The 19,806-nt window shown below is 71.0% G+C and carries 20 protein-coding genes and 1 tRNA gene; 4 read left to right on the top strand and 17 right to left on the bottom strand.

What is annotated here, in order from left to right; translation table 11 throughout:
- The first annotated feature begins 12 nt into the window (after positions 1 to 12).
- Positions 13 to 1,698 (top strand): amidohydrolase, encoded by a 1,686-nt coding sequence (locus LC068_RS07755; protein WP_226636042.1) that lies wholly within the window; start codon positions 13 to 15, stop codon positions 1,696 to 1,698.
- On the opposite strand, the gene gspM is transcribed toward LC068_RS07755, so the two are convergent.
- The 12 genes from gspM to LC068_RS07815 all read right to left on the bottom strand — a co-directional run bounded on the left by gspM (position 1,665) and on the right by LC068_RS07815 (position 12,242).
- Positions 1,665 to 2,132 carry a type II secretion system protein GspM gene (gene gspM, locus LC068_RS07760; RefSeq protein ID WP_226636044.1) on the bottom strand — a complete coding sequence of 156 codons (468 nt, stop codon included), beginning with the start codon at positions 2,130 to 2,132 and terminating at the stop codon, positions 1,665 to 1,667. The two genes, LC068_RS07755 and gspM, sit on opposite strands and share 34 nt — an antisense overlap.
- Positions 2,129 to 3,238: a type II secretion system protein GspL gene (gspL, locus tag LC068_RS07765; RefSeq protein ID WP_226636046.1), complete on the bottom strand. Its 1,110-nt coding sequence runs from the start codon at positions 3,236 to 3,238 to the stop codon at positions 2,129 to 2,131. Before gspL ends, gspM begins: the two co-directional genes overlap by 4 nt.
- Positions 3,235 to 4,221: a type II secretion system minor pseudopilin GspK gene (gene gspK, locus LC068_RS07770; RefSeq protein WP_226636048.1), complete on the bottom strand. Its 987-nt coding sequence runs from the start codon at positions 4,219 to 4,221 to the stop codon at positions 3,235 to 3,237. The genes gspL and gspK overlap by 4 nt, the downstream gene beginning before the upstream one ends.
- Complete coding sequence (gene gspJ / locus LC068_RS07775) at positions 4,218 to 4,814, bottom strand: type II secretion system minor pseudopilin GspJ (RefSeq protein WP_226636050.1); 597 nt, start codon at positions 4,812 to 4,814, stop codon at positions 4,218 to 4,220. The genes gspK and gspJ overlap by 4 nt, the downstream gene beginning before the upstream one ends.
- Entirely contained in the window at positions 4,814 to 5,185 is a 372-nt protein-coding gene (gspI, locus tag LC068_RS07780; RefSeq protein WP_226636052.1) for a type II secretion system minor pseudopilin GspI, read from the bottom strand. The genes gspJ and gspI overlap by 1 nt, the downstream gene beginning before the upstream one ends.
- Complete coding sequence (locus LC068_RS07785; protein WP_226636055.1) at positions 5,182 to 5,595, bottom strand: GspH/FimT family pseudopilin; 414 nt, start codon at positions 5,593 to 5,595, stop codon at positions 5,182 to 5,184. Before LC068_RS07785 ends, gspI begins: the two co-directional genes overlap by 4 nt.
- A 133-nt stretch (positions 5,596 to 5,728) precedes the next feature.
- Positions 5,729 to 6,235 (bottom strand): type II secretion system major pseudopilin GspG, encoded by a 507-nt coding sequence (gene gspG, locus LC068_RS07790; RefSeq protein WP_404825208.1) that lies wholly within the window; start codon positions 6,233 to 6,235, stop codon positions 5,729 to 5,731.
- A 77-nt stretch (positions 6,236 to 6,312) separates the two neighbouring features.
- Positions 6,313 to 7,527, bottom strand: coding sequence for a type II secretion system inner membrane protein GspF (gene gspF, locus LC068_RS07795; protein ID WP_226636059.1), 1,215 nt, complete (start codon positions 7,525 to 7,527; stop codon positions 6,313 to 6,315).
- Positions 7,527 to 9,032: a type II secretion system ATPase GspE gene (gene gspE, locus LC068_RS07800; RefSeq protein WP_226636061.1), complete on the bottom strand. Its 1,506-nt coding sequence runs from the start codon at positions 9,030 to 9,032 to the stop codon at positions 7,527 to 7,529. Before gspE ends, gspF begins: the two co-directional genes overlap by 1 nt.
- A 4-nt stretch (positions 9,033 to 9,036) precedes the next feature.
- Complete coding sequence (gspD, locus tag LC068_RS07805) at positions 9,037 to 11,082, bottom strand: type II secretion system secretin GspD (protein WP_226636063.1); 2,046 nt, start codon at positions 11,080 to 11,082, stop codon at positions 9,037 to 9,039.
- Positions 11,079 to 11,951: a type II secretion system protein N gene (locus tag LC068_RS07810; RefSeq protein ID WP_226636065.1), complete on the bottom strand. Its 873-nt coding sequence runs from the start codon at positions 11,949 to 11,951 to the stop codon at positions 11,079 to 11,081. The genes gspD and LC068_RS07810 overlap by 4 nt, the downstream gene beginning before the upstream one ends.
- 217 nt (positions 11,952 to 12,168) lie before the next feature.
- Positions 12,169 to 12,242 (bottom strand) — tRNA-Gly (locus LC068_RS07815).
- 59 nt (positions 12,243 to 12,301) lie between these two features.
- Here LC068_RS07815 and arfB point away from each other — a divergent pair.
- Positions 12,302 to 12,703, top strand: coding sequence for an alternative ribosome rescue aminoacyl-tRNA hydrolase ArfB (gene arfB, locus LC068_RS07820; protein ID WP_226636067.1), 402 nt, complete (start codon positions 12,302 to 12,304; stop codon positions 12,701 to 12,703).
- Here arfB and LC068_RS07825 read toward each other — a convergent pair.
- The 4 genes from LC068_RS07825 to LC068_RS07840 all read right to left on the bottom strand — a co-directional run bounded on the left by LC068_RS07825 (position 12,700) and on the right by LC068_RS07840 (position 16,418).
- Entirely contained in the window at positions 12,700 to 13,215 is a 516-nt protein-coding gene (locus tag LC068_RS07825) for a hypothetical protein (protein WP_226636070.1), read from the bottom strand. The genes arfB and LC068_RS07825 overlap by 4 nt on opposite strands.
- Before the next feature lie 48 nt (positions 13,216 to 13,263).
- Positions 13,264 to 14,796, bottom strand: coding sequence for a 2-polyprenylphenol 6-hydroxylase (gene ubiB / locus LC068_RS07830; RefSeq protein WP_226637062.1), 1,533 nt, complete (start codon positions 14,794 to 14,796; stop codon positions 13,264 to 13,266).
- 44 nt (positions 14,797 to 14,840) lie between these two features.
- Positions 14,841 to 15,629: a bifunctional demethylmenaquinone methyltransferase/2-methoxy-6-polyprenyl-1,4-benzoquinol methylase UbiE gene (gene ubiE / locus LC068_RS07835; protein ID WP_226636072.1), complete on the bottom strand. Its 789-nt coding sequence runs from the start codon at positions 15,627 to 15,629 to the stop codon at positions 14,841 to 14,843.
- Between the two features lie 75 nt (positions 15,630 to 15,704).
- Entirely contained in the window at positions 15,705 to 16,418 is a 714-nt protein-coding gene (locus LC068_RS07840) for a Crp/Fnr family transcriptional regulator (RefSeq protein ID WP_226636074.1), read from the bottom strand.
- 113 nt (positions 16,419 to 16,531) lie between these two features.
- Here LC068_RS07840 and LC068_RS07845 point away from each other — a divergent pair, with 113 nt between their 5' ends.
- Positions 16,532 to 16,834 (top strand): 4a-hydroxytetrahydrobiopterin dehydratase, encoded by a 303-nt coding sequence (locus LC068_RS07845; RefSeq protein ID WP_226636076.1) that lies wholly within the window; start codon positions 16,532 to 16,534, stop codon positions 16,832 to 16,834.
- Entirely contained in the window at positions 16,831 to 17,613 is a 783-nt protein-coding gene (locus LC068_RS07850; RefSeq protein WP_226636078.1) for an SDR family oxidoreductase, read from the top strand. Before LC068_RS07845 ends, LC068_RS07850 begins: the two co-directional genes overlap by 4 nt.
- A 794-nt stretch (positions 17,614 to 18,407) precedes the next feature.
- Here the strand turns inward: LC068_RS07850 and LC068_RS07855 are convergent.
- Positions 18,408 to 19,706, bottom strand: coding sequence for a hypothetical protein (locus LC068_RS07855; protein ID WP_226636080.1), 1,299 nt, complete (start codon positions 19,704 to 19,706; stop codon positions 18,408 to 18,410).
- Positions 19,707 to 19,806: the final 100 nt, after the last annotated feature.

The raw sequence follows: 19,806 nt of genomic DNA on the forward strand, positions 1-19,806 counted from the left end.
GGAGGCGACCCCATGCGCGCGACCATCCTTCCTTGTGCCCTTTCGGCCCTGCTGCTGGCGGTGCCCGGCGGGGCGCTGGCCCAGGACATGCTGATCCGGGGCGGGCCGGTTTACACGGGCGTCGAGGCAGCGCCCTCGGCCGAGGTGGTGCTGGTGCGGGACGGGCGGATCGCCTTTGTCGGGGCGGCGGCGGACCTGCCCGATCACGCCGGGGTGCCGGTCGTGGACCTGAAGGGCGCGGCCCTCTTTCCCGGCTTTACCGACGGCCATGCGCATCTGGACGGCATCGGCGCGCGCGAGATGACGCTGAACCTCGAGGGCGCGGCCTCGGTGGCCGAGGCCATGGCGCGGCTGGAGGCCTGGGCGGTAGCGCACCCCGAGGGGCCGATCATCGGCCGGGGCTGGATCGAGACCCACTGGCCCGAGGGGCGGTTCCTGACGGCGGCCGATCTGGATGCGGCGGCGCCGGGCCGGTTCGTGATGCTGAGGCGCGCCGACGGCCATGCGGCCGTGGTTTCGACCCCGGTGCTGGACCTGTCGGGCATCGATGCCGGGACGGTGGCCCCGGAGGGCGGCGAGATCCTGAAGGGGCCGGACGGGCAGCCGACCGGCCTGCTGGTCGATGCGGCCATGGGCCTGCTGCGCGCGCCCGAGGGCTATCGGGACTCGCCCGCTGCCCCGCGCGAGGTCTATCGCGCCGGCTTTGCCGTCTATGCCCGCTATGGCTGGACCGGCCTCCATTTCATGAGCGCGCCCTGGGGGGATGTGCCGCTGCTGGAGGAGATGGCCGAGGCGGGCGAGGCGCCGATCCGCGTCTACAACAGCGTGACGCCCGACGGGGCGGCCGCCCTGTTCGCCTCGGGCCCGCGCTCGGTCGCCGACGGGCGGGTCATCACGCGGGCGGTCAAGATGTACGCCGACGGGGCGCTGGGCTCGCGCGGGGCGGCGCTGTTCGCCCCCTACTCCGACCGGCCCGACACCACGGGCCTGATGCAGATGACGCGCGAGGAGGCCGTGCCGGTCTATGAGGCGGCGCTGCGCTCGGGCATCCAGGTCGCGACCCACGCCATCGGCGATCGCGGCAATGCCTCGGTGGCCGAATGGTACGCCGAGGCGCTGGAGGCCGTGCCGGCGTCGGAGCGTCCGAACGGCGCGGATGTGCGCTGGCGGATCGAGCATGCGCAGATCCTGCGGCCCTCGGATTACCGCTGGTTCGTGGACCTGCCGACCATCGCCTCCATGCAGCCCAGCCACGCGATCGGCGATCTGCATTTCGCCCCGGCCCGGCTGGGCGATGCGCGCCTCGACGGCGCCTATGCCTGGCACAGCCTCGTGGACCTCGGCGTGATCGTGGTCGGCGGCTCGGACGCCCCCGTCGAGCGCGGCGATCCGGCCATCGAATTTTATGCCGCCGTGGCGCGCCGCGACCTGTCGGGCTTTCAGGGCCCCGACTGGCGGCCGGACGAGGCCGTGGACCGGATGACGGCCCTGCACATGTTCACCCTGTGGCCGGCCTATGCGTCCTTCCGCGAGGACGAGCTGGGCACCATCGAGGTCGGCAAGCGCGCCGACTTCACCGCCTTTGACATCGACCTGATGACCGCGCCCGAGGCCGAGCTGCCGAACGCGAAGGCCGTGCTGACCATCGTCGACGGCGAGGTCGTCTACCGCGCGGAAGACGACACCAGCAGGCCCTGAGCCTGCAGGGTCGCATCGGCGTTTTCGGTGACGCTGATGGCGACCGCCTCGATACCGTGCTGGTCTTCCAGGGCGGCCAGCCAGCTGAACAGGGCCGCCGTCGGCGCCTGTTGGGCGCTGAACGCCAGACCGCCGTCCTCGCCGGGGGACAGTTCGACGGTCAGGCCCTCGGCCTCGGCCAGCGGACCGGCCACCTCGGCCAGCCGGGCCGGGTCCGAGGTGGCACCGGGCTGGAGGCGAGCCTCCGCCGCCGCGATCAGCCGGGTGGCCTCGGCGGCGTCGGCGCGTCGCTCCGCTGCCGCCTCGCGCCAGCCGTACAGCGGCTGGATGAGGCCATAGAAGACCAGAATACCCCCGGCGATCAGCGCCAGCCCGATCAGCATCCAGCGCTCGCGCGGCGTCCGCCCCGCCAGCCAGTCCGTCACCGCCCTCATGCCTTCGCTCCCACCAAGATGTCGCTGGCGATGCGGTTGCCCTCCTCCAGCGTGGCTTCCTCGACCATGGACAGGCCGCGCGCCTCGATCGCCTCGCGGATGGCCTGCAGGTCCTGGAACGCCGCATAGCTGACCGTGGCCCGGACCCCGGCGACGGGATCGGCGGTCAGGCTGTCCAGCTCGGCCCCGGGCACGCCCTCCAGCGCCTGGAACAGGACCGAGGCGGCCACCGCCACCCCGCCCGGGGGCGGCGTCAGGGCCAGACGCCGCTGTGCCTCGTCCAGCGGATCGGCATCGGCGGCCATGTCGGGGAACAGGGCGCGGGCCCGCTCCGCCGCCGCGGCGTTCAGGCGGCTGGCGGCCATGTCGTCGCGGATGGCGGCCGCTGCGGCCAGCACCAGCGGCGAGAGCAACAGGGCCAGCGCCAGACCGGCGGCCAGCCGCCAGGCCTTCCACCCCTCGCCGGACACCGGACGGGACTGGCCGCCGCCGAGGTCGACCGGCGGGGCAAGAGCCGTCGCGATCAGTCGGGCCTCGACCGCGGCCTCGCTGTCGATCGGCTCGACGGTGCGACCGGCGGCGATCACCGGCACCAGATCGGGCTGGACGGAAACGGCCAGCCCCTGCCCCCGCACGGCGACCGCCGGACCGAAGACGAGACTGCGCAGACGGTCAGCCTCCTCCGGTGCGTCCGGCACCAGACAGTCGGGCACGAGCGTCGCGCCCTCGACACCGAGCGTCGCCAGACGGCCGGTCCACTCGCCAAGACGGGCGTCGTCGACCGCCGCCACCAGACGCGGCGAGCCTACGGCGTCAGGCCCGAGCGCGACCCGCATCGAGGCGGGATCGACCGCCAGATCCTCGCGCAGGGCCCAGAGCGCCGCAGCCCTCTGCTGGACCGCGCGTCCGGCGGGCAGGGTCAGCCAGCGCACCAGCACCTCGGTGCCCGGGACGATGGCCACCGTGCGCACGCGGGCGCCCGACAGGACCGGGCCGTCCACGGACAGGTGCCCGCGCTCCAGCACCCGCCCGTCGTCGTCGAGCATCAGGAAGGGGGCGGCAGCCCCCGGGTCGGCAGGCAGCAGCACAAGGCGGGTTCGGCTCATCGGTCGGCAGTCCAGCGATGGGCGACCGTTTCGACACGGCCGTCGGGAAGGGTTCGGAACAGGGCGGTGCGCGTGACCCGCGCCCCTGCGAATTCGACGTCGCTGCGGAAGGCAAAATAGCGCGTCGTCAGGGTCAGCTGGTCATAGACCTCGGAGGTCGGGGTCGCCTCGGCCAGGGCGGGCTGGCTCCAGAAGGCGCCGATGTCGCGCCAGCCGCCGCGTGGGCGGGCGGCGATGGCGGCGCGGGCCCGGGCGGGGTTCAGTCGGCCTTCGCTCAACATCACCAGCAGGGGCGCGTCATCGACCGAAAGCGTGTTCGGATTGATCGGCGACAGGTCGGGGGTCGGCAGGGCGCAGACGAAGGGCCGGAGCCGGCCATAGACCTCGGCATCCACGCCCCGGATCAGACGCAGCTCGCCGGCTTCGAGCAACAGGGTACCGGGGGTCCTCAGCGGCTGTTCGCGCCCGGCGTAGGCGGCGGTCTCGGCCCCGCGCGGCAAGGGGGTCTGGTCGCTGTCGATCCAGTCGGTCAGGGCATCGGCCACGGCCCGCATCCGACCTTCATCGACGCCGAGCGCCCGGCCCAGCGCCACCAGCTGTTCGGCCCCGCGCGGACGGGCGATGTACGCCCCCTCGATCCCGGAGACGACGCTGTTCAGATTGAAGCAGGCCTGGCCGTCGCGGACCACGGCGGTGATCTGACCGGCCTCGACCGGGAAGGCGAAGGGCGTCCCGTTCCAGGCGGGCTCAACGGGGGTGACCGGCCCGGCCTGGCGCAGAAGGCGCTGGATCCGGGTGCGGGCCAGCGCCTCGGCCCCGAGGGCGTACCACTGGGCCTGACCGACCGAGGACAGGTTGGAGGCGCGCCGCGTGCCAAACCGCACATCGTCCAGCAGGGCCACGGCGATGGCGGCCATGACGGTCACCATCAGCAGCACGGTCAGCAGGGCCATGCCCTTGCGGTCTCGCCGGTCGCGCCTCATCGGCCGCTTCCGATCAGCAGCCACTGGTCGAGCGCGCCATAATCCTCGAGCGTCAGCTCCAGATGCACGGCGTCGGGCATGGGCAGACGCAGGCGCGGCTCGAACACCGGCACCTCGGCGCCATAGACGACAAAGCGCGCCTCGGCCCGGCTGACCCCCGTGGCCAGAACCTGGACCACACCCGGTCCGGGCGCGTCCGGATGCGGGCGAACCCGGCGCTCCAGCCGGTCGCCGACCAGATGGTATTCGATGCCGATCAGGCCCGAGCCGTCCTCGTCCAGACCGACACCGGCGCCCGTGCGGGTCAGGGCCAGGACGAGGGTGGGGTCAGCCCCCGGCACCGCCCGGGTACGCAGGGGGGTACCGCCATCGCCGCCGGGCAGCGGACGGGCCACGGCCTGACTGACATCGGCCTTCAGCAGGGCGCGCATCCGCTGGACCGCGGCCAGCCGGTCGGAGGCCGCCTTGACCGTAAAGCGGCTGTCGATCGACACGCCCATCACGGCGGTGCCCGCCGCCGCGATCAGGGCGAAGATGGTCAGGGCGATCAGCACCTCGGTGAGGGTGAAGCCCGCGCGGGTCCGTCTGCGCATCACGACACCGCCCGGAACAGGACGGCCTCGGCCGCGGTCCAGACCCCGTCATCAGAGACGCGCACCTCGATCCGCGTCAGCGACGGATCGCCCGTGCCGCTGACGATGCGGCGCCACATCCAGCGGCGTCCGCCCAGCTCGGTTTCGCCGGCCGTTTCGCCGGGGGCCGGAGGGTCGACCGCCACCAGCGCCTGAACCGCCAGATTGTCGGCGACAATGCCGGCGAGGGTGCGGGTCTCCAGCTCGGCCGCCGTGCGGGTGTTCTCGGTCGTCATGCGCAGCAGGGCGAGCGCCGCCAGGCTGAAGACCGCCAGCGCCACCATCATCTCGATCAGGGTGAAGCCCCCGCGTCCGGCCCGGCGTCGCATCATTCGACCCGCACCTCCCCGGCGAGGTCGATATGGACGGTGGCGCGCGCGCCGTCCCGGCTGAGCGTCAGGGTGGCCGGCTCAGCCAGTCCCACAGGATCGAAAAGCACGGTCGTGTCCGGCGCGGCGCGCGTGCCGTCTTCCCACGCGACGCGGTCGAACGGGCCGACGGTCAGCGGCGTCCAGCCGCCCTCGGCCCGGACCCGAAAGCCATAGCCGGCCGGGCCGATGTCAACGGCCACCGGGCGATTGGTCAGCAGGGATTCCTCGCGGGCCCGCACCAGATGGGCAGCCAGTCGCTCCGCCTCGACCGGCAGGCGCGGCACCGGATCGGGCGCGGCCAGCACCACGGCACTGGCGGCCAGGCCTAGGATGGCCACCGTCACCATCATCTCGACCAGGGTGAAGCCCATCCTCCCCCGTCCTCTACGGGGGAGGGGGACCGCCCGAAGGGGGGTGGTGGGGGCGACCGTCAGGCGTCGGTGTCCGGGTTTTGCCCCCTCCACCACTCCGTGGTCCCCCTCCCCCGCTTCGCAGGGGAGGATCTCAGCCCTGCCAGTTGCCGATGTCGGCGTCATTGCCCTCGCCTCCCGGCTTGCCGTCGGCGCCGTATGAGAAGACGTCGAAGGTCTGACCGTGCTCGCTCTCGCGGCGGTATTGATAGGCATTGCCCCACGGGTCTTCCGGCAGGCGGCGGATGTAGCCGCCGGGCCGATAGCGGTCGGCGCGGGTCGAACCGGACGGCACGGTCGTCAGGGCCGACAGCCCCTCGCCCGTCGTCGGGAAGGCCAGCATGTCCAGCCGGTACTGCTCCAGCGCATTCTCGAGCGTGGCGAGGTCAGCGCGCGCCTTGCCGATCATCGCCTTGTCCTGGCTGGGCAGCACATTGATGATCACCACCGTGGCCAGCAGGCCGATGATGACGATGGTCACCATCATCTCGACGAGGGTGAAGCCGCTCCTCCCCCGACGCGCAGCTTCGGGGGAGGGGGACGGCGGAGCGGTGGAGGGGGCGGAACCCGGGCGCCGGCGTGCGAAGGTCGCCCCCTCCACCCCCCTTCGGGCGGTCCCCCTCCCCCGTGAAGGACGGGGGAGGATCGTGTTCATACGGAGGGTCTTCATGGCGGGCCTCATACGGCGGCGAGGGTGTTGATCTGGAGGATGGGCAGCAGGATCGACAGGACGATCAGGGCCACCACACCGCCCATGACGATGATGATGCCGGGCTCCAGCAAGCTGAGCATGACGGCGGTGAAGGTGGCGAATTCGCGGTCCATATAGTCGGCGGCGCGGTCCAGCAGGGGCTCCAGCCGGCCCGAGCCCTCGCCCGAGGCGGTCATGTGAACCAGCAGCGGCGGAAACACATCGGCGCGGCGCATGGCCCCGGACAGGGAGCCCCCCTCGCGCACCACCTCGGCCATGGTGCGGGTGGCGGCGGCCAGACGGGTGTTCGAGACCGTGCGGGCCGTGAGGTTCAGTCCCTCCAGCACCGGCAGGCCCGAGGCGATCATGGTCGACAGGGTGCGGGCCATGCGCGCGGCGTGCAGATCGCGGATCAGCCGTCCGATGACCGGCAGGCGCAGCAGGGCGGTGTCGGCCTTCAGCCTGAGCGCCGGGCGCCGCAGGGCAAGGCCGGCCAGCGCCCCCGCGCAGACCAGCCCGAGGGCCGCCACCCAGCCCCAGTCGCGCATGGCGTGGGAGATGCCGATGATGATCCGCGTCAGCAGGGGCAGCTGCTGGTTCATGCTGGTGAACTGGTCGACGACCTTCGGCACGACAAAGGTCATCAGGGCGGTGATGACGGCCAGCGCCACGACCGCCAGGGCGGCGGGATAGACCAGGGCGGTGATGACCTTGCCGCGCACTTCCTGCTCGCGCTCCAGCCCGTCGGCCAGCCGCTCGAGGATCGGCTGGAGCGCGCCCGAGGACTCGCCCGCCGCGATCATGGCGCGGTAGAGTGGCGGAAAGGCCCGGCCCTGTTCGCCCATCGCTTCGGACAGGCGGCGGCCCTCAACCACCCCCTTGTGCACGGCCTCGAGACAGCGTCGGACCTTCGGTTTTTCGGCCTGGAGCGCAAGGGTGCGAACCGCCTCCTCGACCGGCACGACCGCGATCAGGGTGGCGAGCTGGCGGGTGGCGAGCGCCAGCGCCCGGGCATCCAGCCGGGTGCCGCGCGCCGGGCCGGTGGTCCCGGTACGCGAAACGCCACGGCCAAGCTGGACCTCGAGCGGCATAAGCTGCTTTCGGCCCAGCTGATCGCGGGCCAGGGCGAGGTCGCGGGCCTCGACACTGCCGGTCACCGTGCGCCCGGCGCCGTCCACGGCCACATAGTCGAAGCGGGGCATCAGGCCACGGCCTCGATCGGCGGCAGGTCCTCGGACCGGGTGCGGGTGACGCGCAGCGCCTCCTCGACCGAGGTCGTGCCGTCCAGCACCAGCGCCCGCGCCTGACCGGCCAGCGTCCGCCCGTCCCCGAGCGCCTCGGCATTGATGGCGGCCTCGTCGGCGCCGGTGGTGATCAGCCGACGCAGGGTGTCGGTGACGCGGATCGTCTCGTAGAGGCCCACCCGTCCGACATAGCCGGTCTGGCCGCAGGCGTCGCAACCCGTCGGCCGCCAGACCGTCTGGCCTGGCGCAATGCCGACCAGCCGCGCGGTCGCCGCATCGGCGACCTCGGGCGTATGGCAATGGGGGCAGAGACGCCGCACCAGCCTCTGGGCCATGATCAGGCGCAGGGTCGAGGCCAGCAGGAAGGGCTCTACCCCCATGTCGCGCAGGCGTGTGACGGCCCCGGCGGCGTCATTGGTGTGCACGGTCGACAGGACCAGGTGACCGGTCAGGGCGGCCTGCACCGCGATCGAGGCGGTCTCGACGTCGCGGATCTCGCCAACCATGACCACGTCGGGGTCCTGACGCAGGATGGCGCGCAGCCCGGCGGCGAAGGTCATGCCGACCTTGGCATTCACCTGGGTCTGGCCGACGCCCTCGACCGCATATTCGACCGGGTCCTCGACCGTCAGGATGTTGCGCGTGCCGGTGTTGAGCAGCGACAGGCCCGCATAGAGGGTCGTGGTCTTGCCAGAGCCGGTCGGGCCGGTGACCAGAAGGATGCCGTTCGGTTCGGCCAGGGCCGCCTCATAGGCGCCGAGCGTGGCCTCATCCATACCGAGGTCGCGCAGGCCGAGGCCCGCCTGATCCTTGTCGAGGATCCGCAGCACGACCCGTTCGCCCGCCCGCGACGGCAGGGTCGAGACGCGCACGTCAAGCGTCTTGCCGCCCAGCGCCAGCGGAATACGGCCGTCCTGCGGGATGCGCTTTTCAGCGATGTCGAGGCGCGCCATGACCTTGATCCGCGACACCACGACGGGCGTCAGGCGGGGGTTGAGGGTCACGGCTTCCTTCAGCACCCCGTCGACGCGCATGCGCACGATCAGCGCCTGCTCATAGGGCTCGAGGTGGATGTCCGAGGCGCCGGCGCGCACGGCCTCGGCGATCAGGCCGTTGATCAGCCGGATGACCGGGGCGTCGTCGGTGGTGTCCAGCAGGTCGGCGGCGGCCGGCATCTCGTCGACCAGACTGTCGAGGCCGCCGGGCAGGGCCAGGTCGTCACCGGCGTCCGGGCCCGCCAGCGGATCGCCCGCATAGGCCTCGGACAGCAGACGATCAAAGGCGCTGCGGCTGACCGGCTCGACCTTCAGCGGCCGGCCCAGCACGCGCCGGGCCTCGACCAGCGCCAGGGGATCGGCCCCCTCGCGCAGGGCCACCTCGGCCACATCGCCGAGCGCGATCACCGCCACACCGTGGCGCTTGGCAAAGGCATAGCTGAGGGAAGGAACGGCCGGCGCGGTCATGGGATCAGGGCTGCACCGGCGGCAGGGTCTCGCCGGCCACCGGGGCGACCGGGGCGGCCTCAAGGTACTGCGGGGGCACGGGCGGCTGGGTGCGGATGTAGTCGCGCAGCAGTTCGTCGAGGCTGGGCTCCTGATCCGGGGCCACGCGCAGCTGTTCCTGACGCATATAACCCCAGCGGTCGGCGGTCAGGCGCTGGGCGTCGGCCGGGCTGCGGATGATGGTCGGGCGGATGAAGATCATCAGATTGGTGCGGCCACGCTGGCGGCTCTCCGAGCGGAACAGGCCACCGATCAGCGGCACGTCGGACAGCACGGGGACGCGGTCGACCGACAGCCGGTCGTTCTGGTCCAGCAGGCCCCCGGCCACGGCGATGTCACCGTCGTCGACCACGAGGGTGGTCTCCAGCTCGCGCTTGTCGAGGATCAGGTCGTTGGCGTTGCTGCTGAGGATGCCGTTGATGCTCGACACCTCCTGGCGGATGAACAGGGTCACCGAGCCGCCGGCGTTGATCTGGGGCCGGACGATCAGCTTGACGCCGATGTCCTGACGCTGGGTCGTGCGGAAGGGATTGTCATTGCCGTTCAGCAGGGTCTCGCCGGTGGTGATCGGCACTTCCTGACCGACGAGGATGGTGGCCTCCTCATTGTCGAGGGTCATCAGCGAGGGGGTCTGCAGCAGGTTCGAGCCCGAGTCGGTCTTGGCCGCATTGATGATGAAGCCGAACAGGGCATCGCCGATCCGCCCGCCGCCGCCGCCGATGAAGCCGTTGGCGCCCAGCAGGCCATTGACCGCCGCGGTCGCCAGCTGGTCGCGCAGGGGATCGTCTGCATCCAGATCGCGACCGGCCAGCGCCCCGCCGACCGACAGCAGCGGCGCGGCCCGGTCGGTGTAGTTGGTCGCCAGGATCGGATTGCCGTCCTCGCCCGCCAGCAGCCACTGGACGCCCAGTTCGCGCACGGCATTGTCCGACAACTCGACGACAATGGCCTCGATCAGGACCTGCTGGCGGCGGCGGTCCAGCTGGGCGATCACATCGCCCAGCATGCGCTGGGTCTCGGGCGGGGCCGAGATCACCAGGGCGTTGGCACCGGGATAGCGGGCGATGGTGGCGCGCTGGCCGGGCGCGGGCGGGGCCGCTGCACTGTCGGCTCCCTCGCCCCCCGCCGAAGCCGCCTCGGTCGAGACCGCCTGTCCGACGATCTGTTGCAGCACGGGCAGCAGTTGTTCGGCGTCGATGTGTTCGAGGAAGACCACGCGGACGTCGTCTGAGGTCAGGGCCCGCTGGTCGAGGTCGAAGATCAGCGACTGGACCCGGGTCAGGGCCGCGGGCTCGCCGCGCAGGACGATGGAGTTGGAACTCTCGACCGCCGTCACCTTGACCAGTCCCTGCCCCGCCTGACCCCCGACCGGGGCCAGCACCTCGTCCAGCACGGCGGCAATCTCGCGCGCCGAGGAGTTTTCGAGCGTGACGACGACGATGTCGGTGCGGTCCACGTCGATGCGCGCGATCAGGGCGCGCACGCGCGCCAGATTGTCGACGAAGTCCGCCACCACCACCGTATTGCTGTTGGGGTTGGCCAGCACCTGGCCCTGCGGCCCGACCAGCGGGCGAATGGTCTCGGCCGCCGAGGCCGCGTCGATGTGGTGCAGCTGGAAGACTTCGGTCGAGAAGCGCTCGGTCCCCACGGTCGCCGGCCCTTGCGCCGCACCCTGGGCTGGGGCGATGCGATAGGCGCCCGATCCGGTCGGGATGACCACCAGACCATTGGCGCGCAGGGTCGAGAGGAACACCTCATAGGTCTCGGCCGGCGTCAGGGGCCGGTCGCTGGTGACCGTCACCGTGCCGGTCACCGCCGGATCGACGATGAAGGTCCGGCCGGTCGAGCGGGCGATGTCCTGGATGAAGGCGCGGATGTCGGCACCCTGCACATTCAGGATCTGGCGCTCCTGGGCCCTGGCGGCGGTAAAGGGCAGCCCCGCCTGCACGACCAGGGCCGCAAGCATCAGGGCGGCCAGGCGGCCGAAAAGTCGGGAAGACGACCGGATCACGGGCGGGTCCTTACGGTGGTGGTCTGGGGGGTGCCGTCCCGCTCGAAGCGGATGACGGCTTCCGGCGCCTGGGCCAGATCGGTGCGCAGGCGATTGAGGGCAGAGGGGCCGTCCAGGGCGATGCCGTTGACCGACAGGATGACGTCGCCGGCCCGCAGTCCGGCGGCGGCCAGCTGGGGACTGTCGCCCCGGGCCGTGACGGTCAGGCCGTTGACCGACAGGCCCTGCATGCGGGGGCGCAGGCCGGCCTCGGCCATCAGACGCTCTGGGTCGACAACTGCGGCCGCGGTCGCCGCCGGAGCGGTCGGCGCCGGGCGCGGCGGAGCCACAACCTGCGGCGTGGTCGGCGGTGGGGGCACGGACGCCGCCCCGACCGGCAATTCGCCAAAGTCGATGCGGCTGACCGAGGTGCCGCGCGCGACCGTCACATGGTCTTCGGCCACGGCGCGCAGGATCAGACCCGGCTGGATCTCCTCGCCGACCCCGACCGACAGCTGGGTGCCGTCGGGCAGACCGAGGATGGCCGAGCCGCCCCCGCCGGCACCGGCCCGCACGCCGAACAGGCGCAGTTGCTCGCTGCCCGCCTGGGTGATGCCCGCCAGACTGCTGGGCTCGCCCGTGTGGAAGAAGGCATCGAAGCGCGACAGGACCCCGGCGTCTGCGACCGGCGCCTCACCGGGTAAAGCGGTTGGAGCCGGCGCCACCAGCAGGGCACCCAGCCGCACCAGCTGGATGAGGATCAGGAGGGCGAGCGCGATCTCGGCCCAGCGACGTGGCGCGGGCAGACGCAGGCCCGTCCCGGCCGCCGTCTCACGACGGGCGGGCCAGGCGATCGGCCAGACCTGGGAGATGGATACGCTGCGGATCACCGACACTTGCCCCGCCGACCCGAACCGGGCCCCTGAAATCTTCAGGAGACGGACAAGTGACGTCCGCTCCGATTGCGGACGGTCTTACCCCGGACCCGATCACCCGAGCCCGCGCGGCTTGATGACATTGCGGCGTCTGAATCGCGAAGATTGCTCCGAACGCGGAGCCAGTTTCGCGGCGGCGTCACCGTCGCGCTGATCGCGGCACAGCAGACGCTGGAGCGGGTGAAGGGAATCGAACCCTCGTCGTCAGCTTGGGAAGCTGCTGCTCTACCATTGAGCTACACCCGCGTGACCGTGCGGTCGGGGCGAGCATAGTGTGGCGGCGGGCGGCGCGCTAGACTGTCGGGATGATCCGTATCGGCGAGGACGAGCTTGAATTCCGGTTCTTTCGGGCCGGGGGCCCGGGGGGCCAGAACGTCAACAAGGTGGCGACGGCGGTCGAGCTGCGCTTTGACGCCCGGGGCTCGCCCAGCCTGCCGGAGGGCGTGCGCGCGCGGCTGCTGAAGGCGGCGGGGCGGCGGCTGACCCTGGAGGGGATTCTGGTGCTGACGGCGACGCGCTTTCGCACGCAGGAGCGCAATCGTCAGGACGCCATCGACCGGCTGCATGCCCTGATCGATTCGGTGACGGCACCGCCGCGGCCGCGGATTGCGACCCGGCCCACGCGGGCGTCAAAGGAACGGCGGCTCAAGGCCAAGACGCGCCGGTCGCAGATCAAGAGCGCCCGGGGCCGCCCGGACGCGGACTAGTTGGCGGTCGGGGCGGCTTCAGCGGCGGCTTCGGCCGGGGCCTCGCGGAACAGCAGCACGGCGATGTGGTCGTCGGCATCGAAGCCGATCACCCATTGGGTCACCAGTTCCGAGAAGCGCACCTCGAACATGTCGGCCCCGTTCTGGCGCCCGACATAGGTGATGTCCTCGAGGTCGCCGAAGCTCTGGATGGCGCCGGTCAGATCGGCCTCGACCGGGCGCAGGCGACCGGCCACATCCTCGCTGAAGGCGGTGAAGTCGAGCGCGCCGTCCTGGGCGTCCTCGATGACGGCCATCAGGGTCTCGCGGCCACGGGCGACGTCGGGGGCCTCGTCCGTCGGAGCGGCCTGGACCGGCGCGGGGGCCGCCGCGCGGGGCGAATTGTCAAAGGCGTTCGGCAGGCTGGCCGCAGCCGCGTCCTGGGCGAAGGCGGTGCCGGACGTCAGGCCGAGGACGAGGCCGCAGGCCAGTGCGGCACCCGCGACGGTGAACGGCTTTCCAGTGATACGCATGCCTTGCCTCCGGCTGTGGCGGTACGGAACTGCCCTACATTTGCGCTGTCAAAGCGACAGAACAAGGGCAGCCGTTGCGGCACCCAGCGCCACAATTGACAGAACCGTGGGCCACCAGGAGGGGCGCGGCACCACGACCACCGGGGCGACCGGGGCGCCGTCGGTCTCGCGGTGCAGGCGCTGGGACAGGGCGCGGAGGCCGGTGACGACCTCCTCGAGCGCATCGCGCACCTGGGCCTGCGGCCCCAGCTCGCGGCGGATCCAGCGCTCGACCACCGGGCGGGCGGCCGCCCACAGGTCGTGGTCGGGGTTCAGGCGGCGGGCCACGCCCTCGACCGAGACCATGGTCTTTTGCAGCAGGATCAGCTCGGGCCGCAGCCGCATGTCGAACAGGGCGGTGATCTCGAACAGCTGGCCCAGCAGACGGCCCATGGAGACCTGACTGGCCTGTTTGCCGATCACGGGCTCGCCCACGGCGCGCAGGGCCTGGGCGAAGGCCTCGACCGAATGGCTGGGCGGCACATAGCCGGCCTCGAAATGGACGCGGGCGATGCGGTCATAGTCGCGGCTGAGGAAGCCCCAGAGGATTTCGGCGAGGTAGCGGCGCTCTTCCTTGCCCAGCCGGCCGACAATGCCGAAGTCGACCGCCACCAGCCGCGCGGGCGGGTAGGCGAACAGGTTTCCCTCGTGCAGGTCGGCGTGGAAGGTGCCGTGGTCCAGCGCCTGGATCAGGAAGGCGCGCACCACATTGTCGGCCAGGGCGTCGGTATCCAGCCCCGGCTGTTCGCGACAGGCGGGATCGGTCATGGGCAGGCCCTCGGCCCATTCCAGTGTCAGCACCCGCTTGCCGACCCCGTCCCAGACGACGCCGGGCGCGGTCATCAGGGCGCCGTCCCCGGCCTCGCCCTTCTGCATGACCTCGCCCATTTCCGAGGCGGCGGCGGCCTCGAGCCGCATGTCCAGCTCCAGCTCCATCGAGCGGGCGATGGTCTCGACAAAGGCGCGGGGCTCCAGACGGCGGGCCGGGGCGACGAAACGCTCGGCCCATCCGGCCGCGAGGCGCAGGGCGTCCAGCCCCTCGGCCACGCGCCCCTCGACGCCGGGGCGCAACACCTTGACCGCCACCTTGCGGCCGTCCTGCAGATGGGCGGCGTGGGCCTGGGCCAGGGAGGCGGCGGCGATCGCGGGCTGCAGGTCGACGAACAGACTCTCGACCGGGCGGCCGAGGGCGCGCTCGATCTCGATGCGGGCCTGCTCCAGCGGGAAGGGCGGAAGGCGATCCTTGAGACGGCCGAGATCGAGCGCGAATTGGGTGCCGAAGATGTCGGCCCGGGTCGCCAGCACCTGACCCAGTTTGATGGCGGCCGGACCCAGCTTTTCAAGCGCGCGCCCGACCCGCTCGCCGGGGCGGCCGGTCCGGGCCTCGCGCCCCGAGAACAGGTGCAGCAGGGCCGCCACGGGGCGCAGCCAGGCGGGCAGCAGCGGAGTGATCTCGCGCGGCAACAGGGCGTCGTGGCGGATCAGGATCCAGCCCCAGCCGATCAGGCGCAGGGCCGCGGCCACCGGGTGGCGCACCGGCAGGGTCCGGGGCGGAGGCGGAGGCTGTCGGAACAGACGGGCCAGGGTCAGATCGCCCAGGCGTGGTGCAGCGCGGCAATGCCGCCGGACAGATTGGTCACGCTGACATTCGAGAAGCCGGCCTGCTCGATCATGGCCTTGAAGGTCTGCTGGTCGGGGAAGCGGCGGATGCTCTCGACCAGATACTGGTAGCTGTCGCGATCGCCGGCGACCCAGCCGCCGATGCGGGGGATCATCCGGAACGACCAGGCGTCATACGCCTTGGCCAGCGCCTCGCTGGTGGGATGGGAGAATTCGAGGCAGAGGAAACGACCGCCGGGCTTGAGCACGCGCCGGGCCTCGGCGAGGGCTTCCTCGATCCGGGCCACATTGCGGATGCCGAAGCCGATCGAATAGGCGTCGACCGAGGCATCGGGCAGCGGCAGGGACAGGGCGTCGCCCACCATCCAGGTCACCTCGGGCGAGGCCTCGCGGGCGCCGGCCTCGCGCGCCCGGCCAGCGGCGATCATCTCGGCATTGTAGTCGAGCACCAGCACGGTGGCCGGTTCGCCCCCGCTGCGGGCAGCAGCCTTGCGGGCCAGTTTCGCATAGCGCAGGGCCAGATCGCCCGTGCCGCCGGCGACGTCCAGTATGACCTCGCCCGGACGGGGGTTGAGACGGGCGGCCGCGGCGTCCTTCCACAGGCGGTGCACGCCGCCGCTCATCAGGTCGTTCATCCGGTCATAGGACGGGGCGACGCTGTCGAACACGCCGCGCACCCGGCGCACCTTCTCGTCGCGCGGCATGTCGCGGTAGCCGAAGGGCGAGAGGGACGGATCGGGGGAGGAAGCGCTCATGGCGGGCGGTTTAGCCTGTCGGTGCGGCGGCGTCACCGGTCCGTGTGGTCGCGGGCGTCAGGCACATACTCCGGATCAGGCGGCCACGCGTCGCGGCTGGCCCAGATCGGCCATCACCCCGCGCACCAGACCGTAACAGCCGCAGGCCGCCCCCTCGAGCGCGTCGCGGTCCAGAACCTCGACCCAGCCGCGGCCCCGCCGGATCAGGCCGCGGCCCTCCAGCTCGGCGCCAACCTCGCTGACGGTCGCCCGACGCACGCCGAGCATGCCGGCCACATCGGCCTGGGTCAGCTCGAGCCGGGCGCTGTCGGTGCGATCCTGGGTCGCCAGCAGCCAGCGGGCGAGGCGCTGGTCCAGCCGGTGCTGGGCGTTGCAGGCGGCGGACTGCTGGACCTGGGCCATCAGCCCCTCGGTGAAGCGGGACAGGGCGGCGCGCATGGGCGCGCTCTCGGCCAGCAGTTCGGCAAAGGTATCGGCGTCGCAGCAGGCGGCCACGCCCTCGATCTGGCAGATGGCGCGGGTCGCGGCGCGCCCGTTCAGCGGACCGCAGGTGACGCCGACCAGACCCTCGCGACCGATGGCGGCGGTCTCCACGGCATGGCCCTCGTCCAGCACGGTCATCAGGGAGACCACCCCGTGCAGGGGGAACCAGATGCAGTCCACGGCCTCGCCGATGTCGTACAGCATCAGGCCCGTGTCGAACGGGCGCTCGGTCAGATGCGGAGCCAGCCGCTTGCGATCCACGGGACGAAGCGTCGCCAGCCACAGATTGTCGGTGAACGCATCCATGCGAAACCTCCCTCGAACTGAGCAAGCAACGACAAGCTTGACCATTCGGTTCCCGCCTTTCGGAAGCGACGAAGGGCGGTCTATAGAGGGCGGAACAACAAGGGAGTGACGCCATGGGCGAGACGATCGGGGCCGAAAAGGCCGTCCAGACCCTCACGGACTGGTCGGTCGATGCGGGCGAGGGCGACGCCATCCAGCGGACCTTCCGCTTTGCTGACTTCAACGCCGCCTTCGGCTTCATGACCCGCGTGGCCCTGATGGCGGACAAGCGCGACCACCACCCGGAATGGTTCAATGTGTACGACTGCGTCGAGGTGAGGCTGACCACCCACGATGCCGGGGGCGTGACCGACAAGGATGTCGAGCTGGCCCGCTTCATGGACACCGTCGCCGCCGCCATGGGAGCCCGCGCATGACCGATCGCGTCAAGGACAAGACCATCCTGATCACCGGGGCCGCCGGCGGACTGGGCCAGGCCATGGCCCTGCGCCTGCTGGAGGAAGGCGCCAGCGTTGCCCTGACGGATCTGGACCTCGGTACGGTCGAGGCCCTGCGGGACCGGCTGGCGGCAGATCACCCGGGGCGGGTGTTTGCCTTCGCCCAGGACGTCACCCGCGAGGACGACTGGGTGCGGGTGGTGGCCGATGCGGTCGCGGCCATGGGCGGCCTGTCGGTGCTGATCAACAATGCCGGGATCGGCGGCGAGCTGCGCTATGCCGAGGCCGACAGCCTTGAGAACTGGCGCAAGGTCCAGGCCGTCAACATCGAGAGCATCATGCTGGGCTGCAAGCACGCCATGCCGCACCTCAGGGCCTCCGCGCCGGCGTCGATCATCAACCTGTCGTCGGTGGCGGGACTGGCCGCCGCCCCGGGGATGGGGGCCTATAACGCCACCAAGGCCGCCGTCTGGATGTACACCAAGACCATCGCGCTGGAGGCCGCCAAGCAGGACTGGAACGTGCGCTGCAACTCGGTGCACCCGGTCTTCATCAAGACGCCGATCCTCGATCCCTTCATCGCCATGGCCGGCGGCGACGAGGCCAAGGCCCACGAGCGGCTGACGCGCGGCATTCCGATGAAGCGCATCGGCGAGCCCGACGATGTGGCCTGGTGCGTGGTCTATCTGGCCTCGGACGAGTCCAAATTCGTGACCGGCAGCGAGTTCAAGATCGACGGCGGCATGCTGGCGCAGTGACGCTTTCACGGTTCTCCTGACGAGCCTGAGCGCCTCTCGCCGCGCGCGACGGAGGGTGGAGGGCAGGCGGAGCGCCGGGCCTTCGCCCGGAGAAGATGAGTATTACCGTTTCGACGAAGACCGACGCTCCGCGCGGTGGTTTTCCGGAAGCTTGCGTCGGGTGGCCGTATTCGGGCCTTACCGCAGCGCCTCCGACGGGCGGGCTGAACCTGCGTTCAGTCCCGGAACGGCCGAGTATCCCCCTCGACCCTTGCCTCGATCACGCACCCGGAGGCGGAGATCGAGGGTGTTTGAAGGTGGGCCTATCGCTCGGCTCGCGGAGCCTCGCTGCTTGAGGCCCGAAAGCCGGGTGTGGGCGTCCTCCAACCCCGCTCCATCGCTCCCGCCACTCACAAGGTCGCAGGCCTTACGAGCCCTCCGCGCGACGGGACGGGAGGAGGTTTGCACAGGCCCGGAGTGAGGCGAGGAAGTCGGGGCGGGAAATGGTGGGGGTGTTGAAAGGGTTGGGGAATTTCGACGCTGCTTTCATAGCTGTGCCCTTTAGCCCATCGTCATCCTCCGACTTGATCGGAGGATCGGTCCATCCAGACCGTCTCCCGTCGCGGGCGGCACCGATCCTCGGGTCAAGCCCGAGGATGACGGGCTTTCTGTCTCCTCCCTAACGAAGTTGGGGAGGTGGATCGGGGGCGATAGCCACCGAGACGGAGGGGCTCTGGAGGGGTGTGCATCCGGTGAAGAGCCCCTCCACCGCTACGCGGTCCCCCTCCCCATCAAGATGGGGAGGAGACGGTTAGTCAGAGCAGATCAGTCGGCAGGATCTGGCTGCCCAGCAGGCGTTCCATGGTCGACCAGTGGTCGGGGCCCTGGGACTCCACCCAGTCCTGCACCATGTCCCGGCCGAGGCCGTAGTTGATGATGTAGCTGCGGTAGGTGTCGATGAAGCGGATGCGGCGTTCCGCCGAGCCGCGGCTGTGCAGGCCGTATTTGATCAGGTGCTGGATGGTGGTCTCGCGGTCCGCGCGGCCGGACAGATAGTCGTCGGCGATGGTGTATTCGGCGCGGGCCAGTTCGCGGGTGATGTCGAGGATGGCGGTCTGGAGCTCGACCTTCTGGGGGTTGAGGCCGGCCAGCGGATAGAGGACCGCGCGCTCCCAGTCGCCGCGCGTCTCGCCCGGGAAGGCCAGGTCGATGCCGTAGTTGGCGCTGCCCTCGGCGATCAGGCTCATCGGGCTGTAGAGCGGATAGACGCTCATCTCGACCCAGCCCTTTTCGCGGACGAAGGTCTTCTCCAGCAGCATGTTGTAGACGTGGTGGCCGGGATAGCCCTCGTGGCAGCCGAGATCGATGGCGCGCTCGATCGAGATCGGCTGGTCGACATTGATCTGGATCAGGCTCTGCGACTGGCCCTGGTACCAGTTGTAGCCCGACCAGGGTTTGTCGGTGACGAACTCGAGGGTGAAGTTCTCGCCTGCGGGCAGGTCGATATGGGCCTCGGTGCGGGCCTTGCACTCGGCGATGGCGGCCTCGATCACGGCCTGCTGACGGTCGCGCGGAATGGCGGTGCCGCCCCGGAAGGCGCCGAGGCGGGCGTTGATCGACCCCTCGCCCGGCAGCAGGGCGTCCAGCCGCGCCAGCACGGGATCGAAGCTTTCCAGCGGGCGCAGTTCGGGGCGGATGCCGAACAGGGCCTCGGCCTCATCGGCAAAGCCCATTGTCTCCCCGGCGATCATGCGAAGCCGCGCGTGGGCCGCCGAGACGTGGGCGCGCAGATAGGCGCGACGCTGGCGCAGCTCGGGGGTCAGGCCCGCCTCGGGCACCGCCTCGATCTCGGCCAGCAGGGTGGTGGCCGCAGCGGTCAGCTCAGGGACGGAGCGCAGTTCGGCCTTGGCCTCCGCCGGCCATTCCTCCGGACCGTAATAGGCGTCGACATAGCCGGGCTCATGCTCGCCGATCTCGAGGATCAGGTGGACATAGTCCTCGGCGATCACGTTCAGCGCGGCCTCGCGATCCGCAGCGGGCGGCGCGACACTGGCACAGGCCGCGACCAGCAGGACGACGACGGCGGCCAAAAGACCGGGGAACGGTGAACGCATGAGACTGAACCTCCCGTAGCAGAGACCCAAGGCTTAAGGCCCGGACGGCGTGGCGCCAAGGCCGGACTTTCGGGCCGGACAATCGGGCCGCACCTTTTGC

Origin of the sequence: Brevundimonas poindexterae, from assembly GCF_020524625.1 — a bacterium.
Taxonomy (GTDB): domain Bacteria; phylum Pseudomonadota; class Alphaproteobacteria; order Caulobacterales; family Caulobacteraceae; genus Brevundimonas; species Brevundimonas poindexterae_A.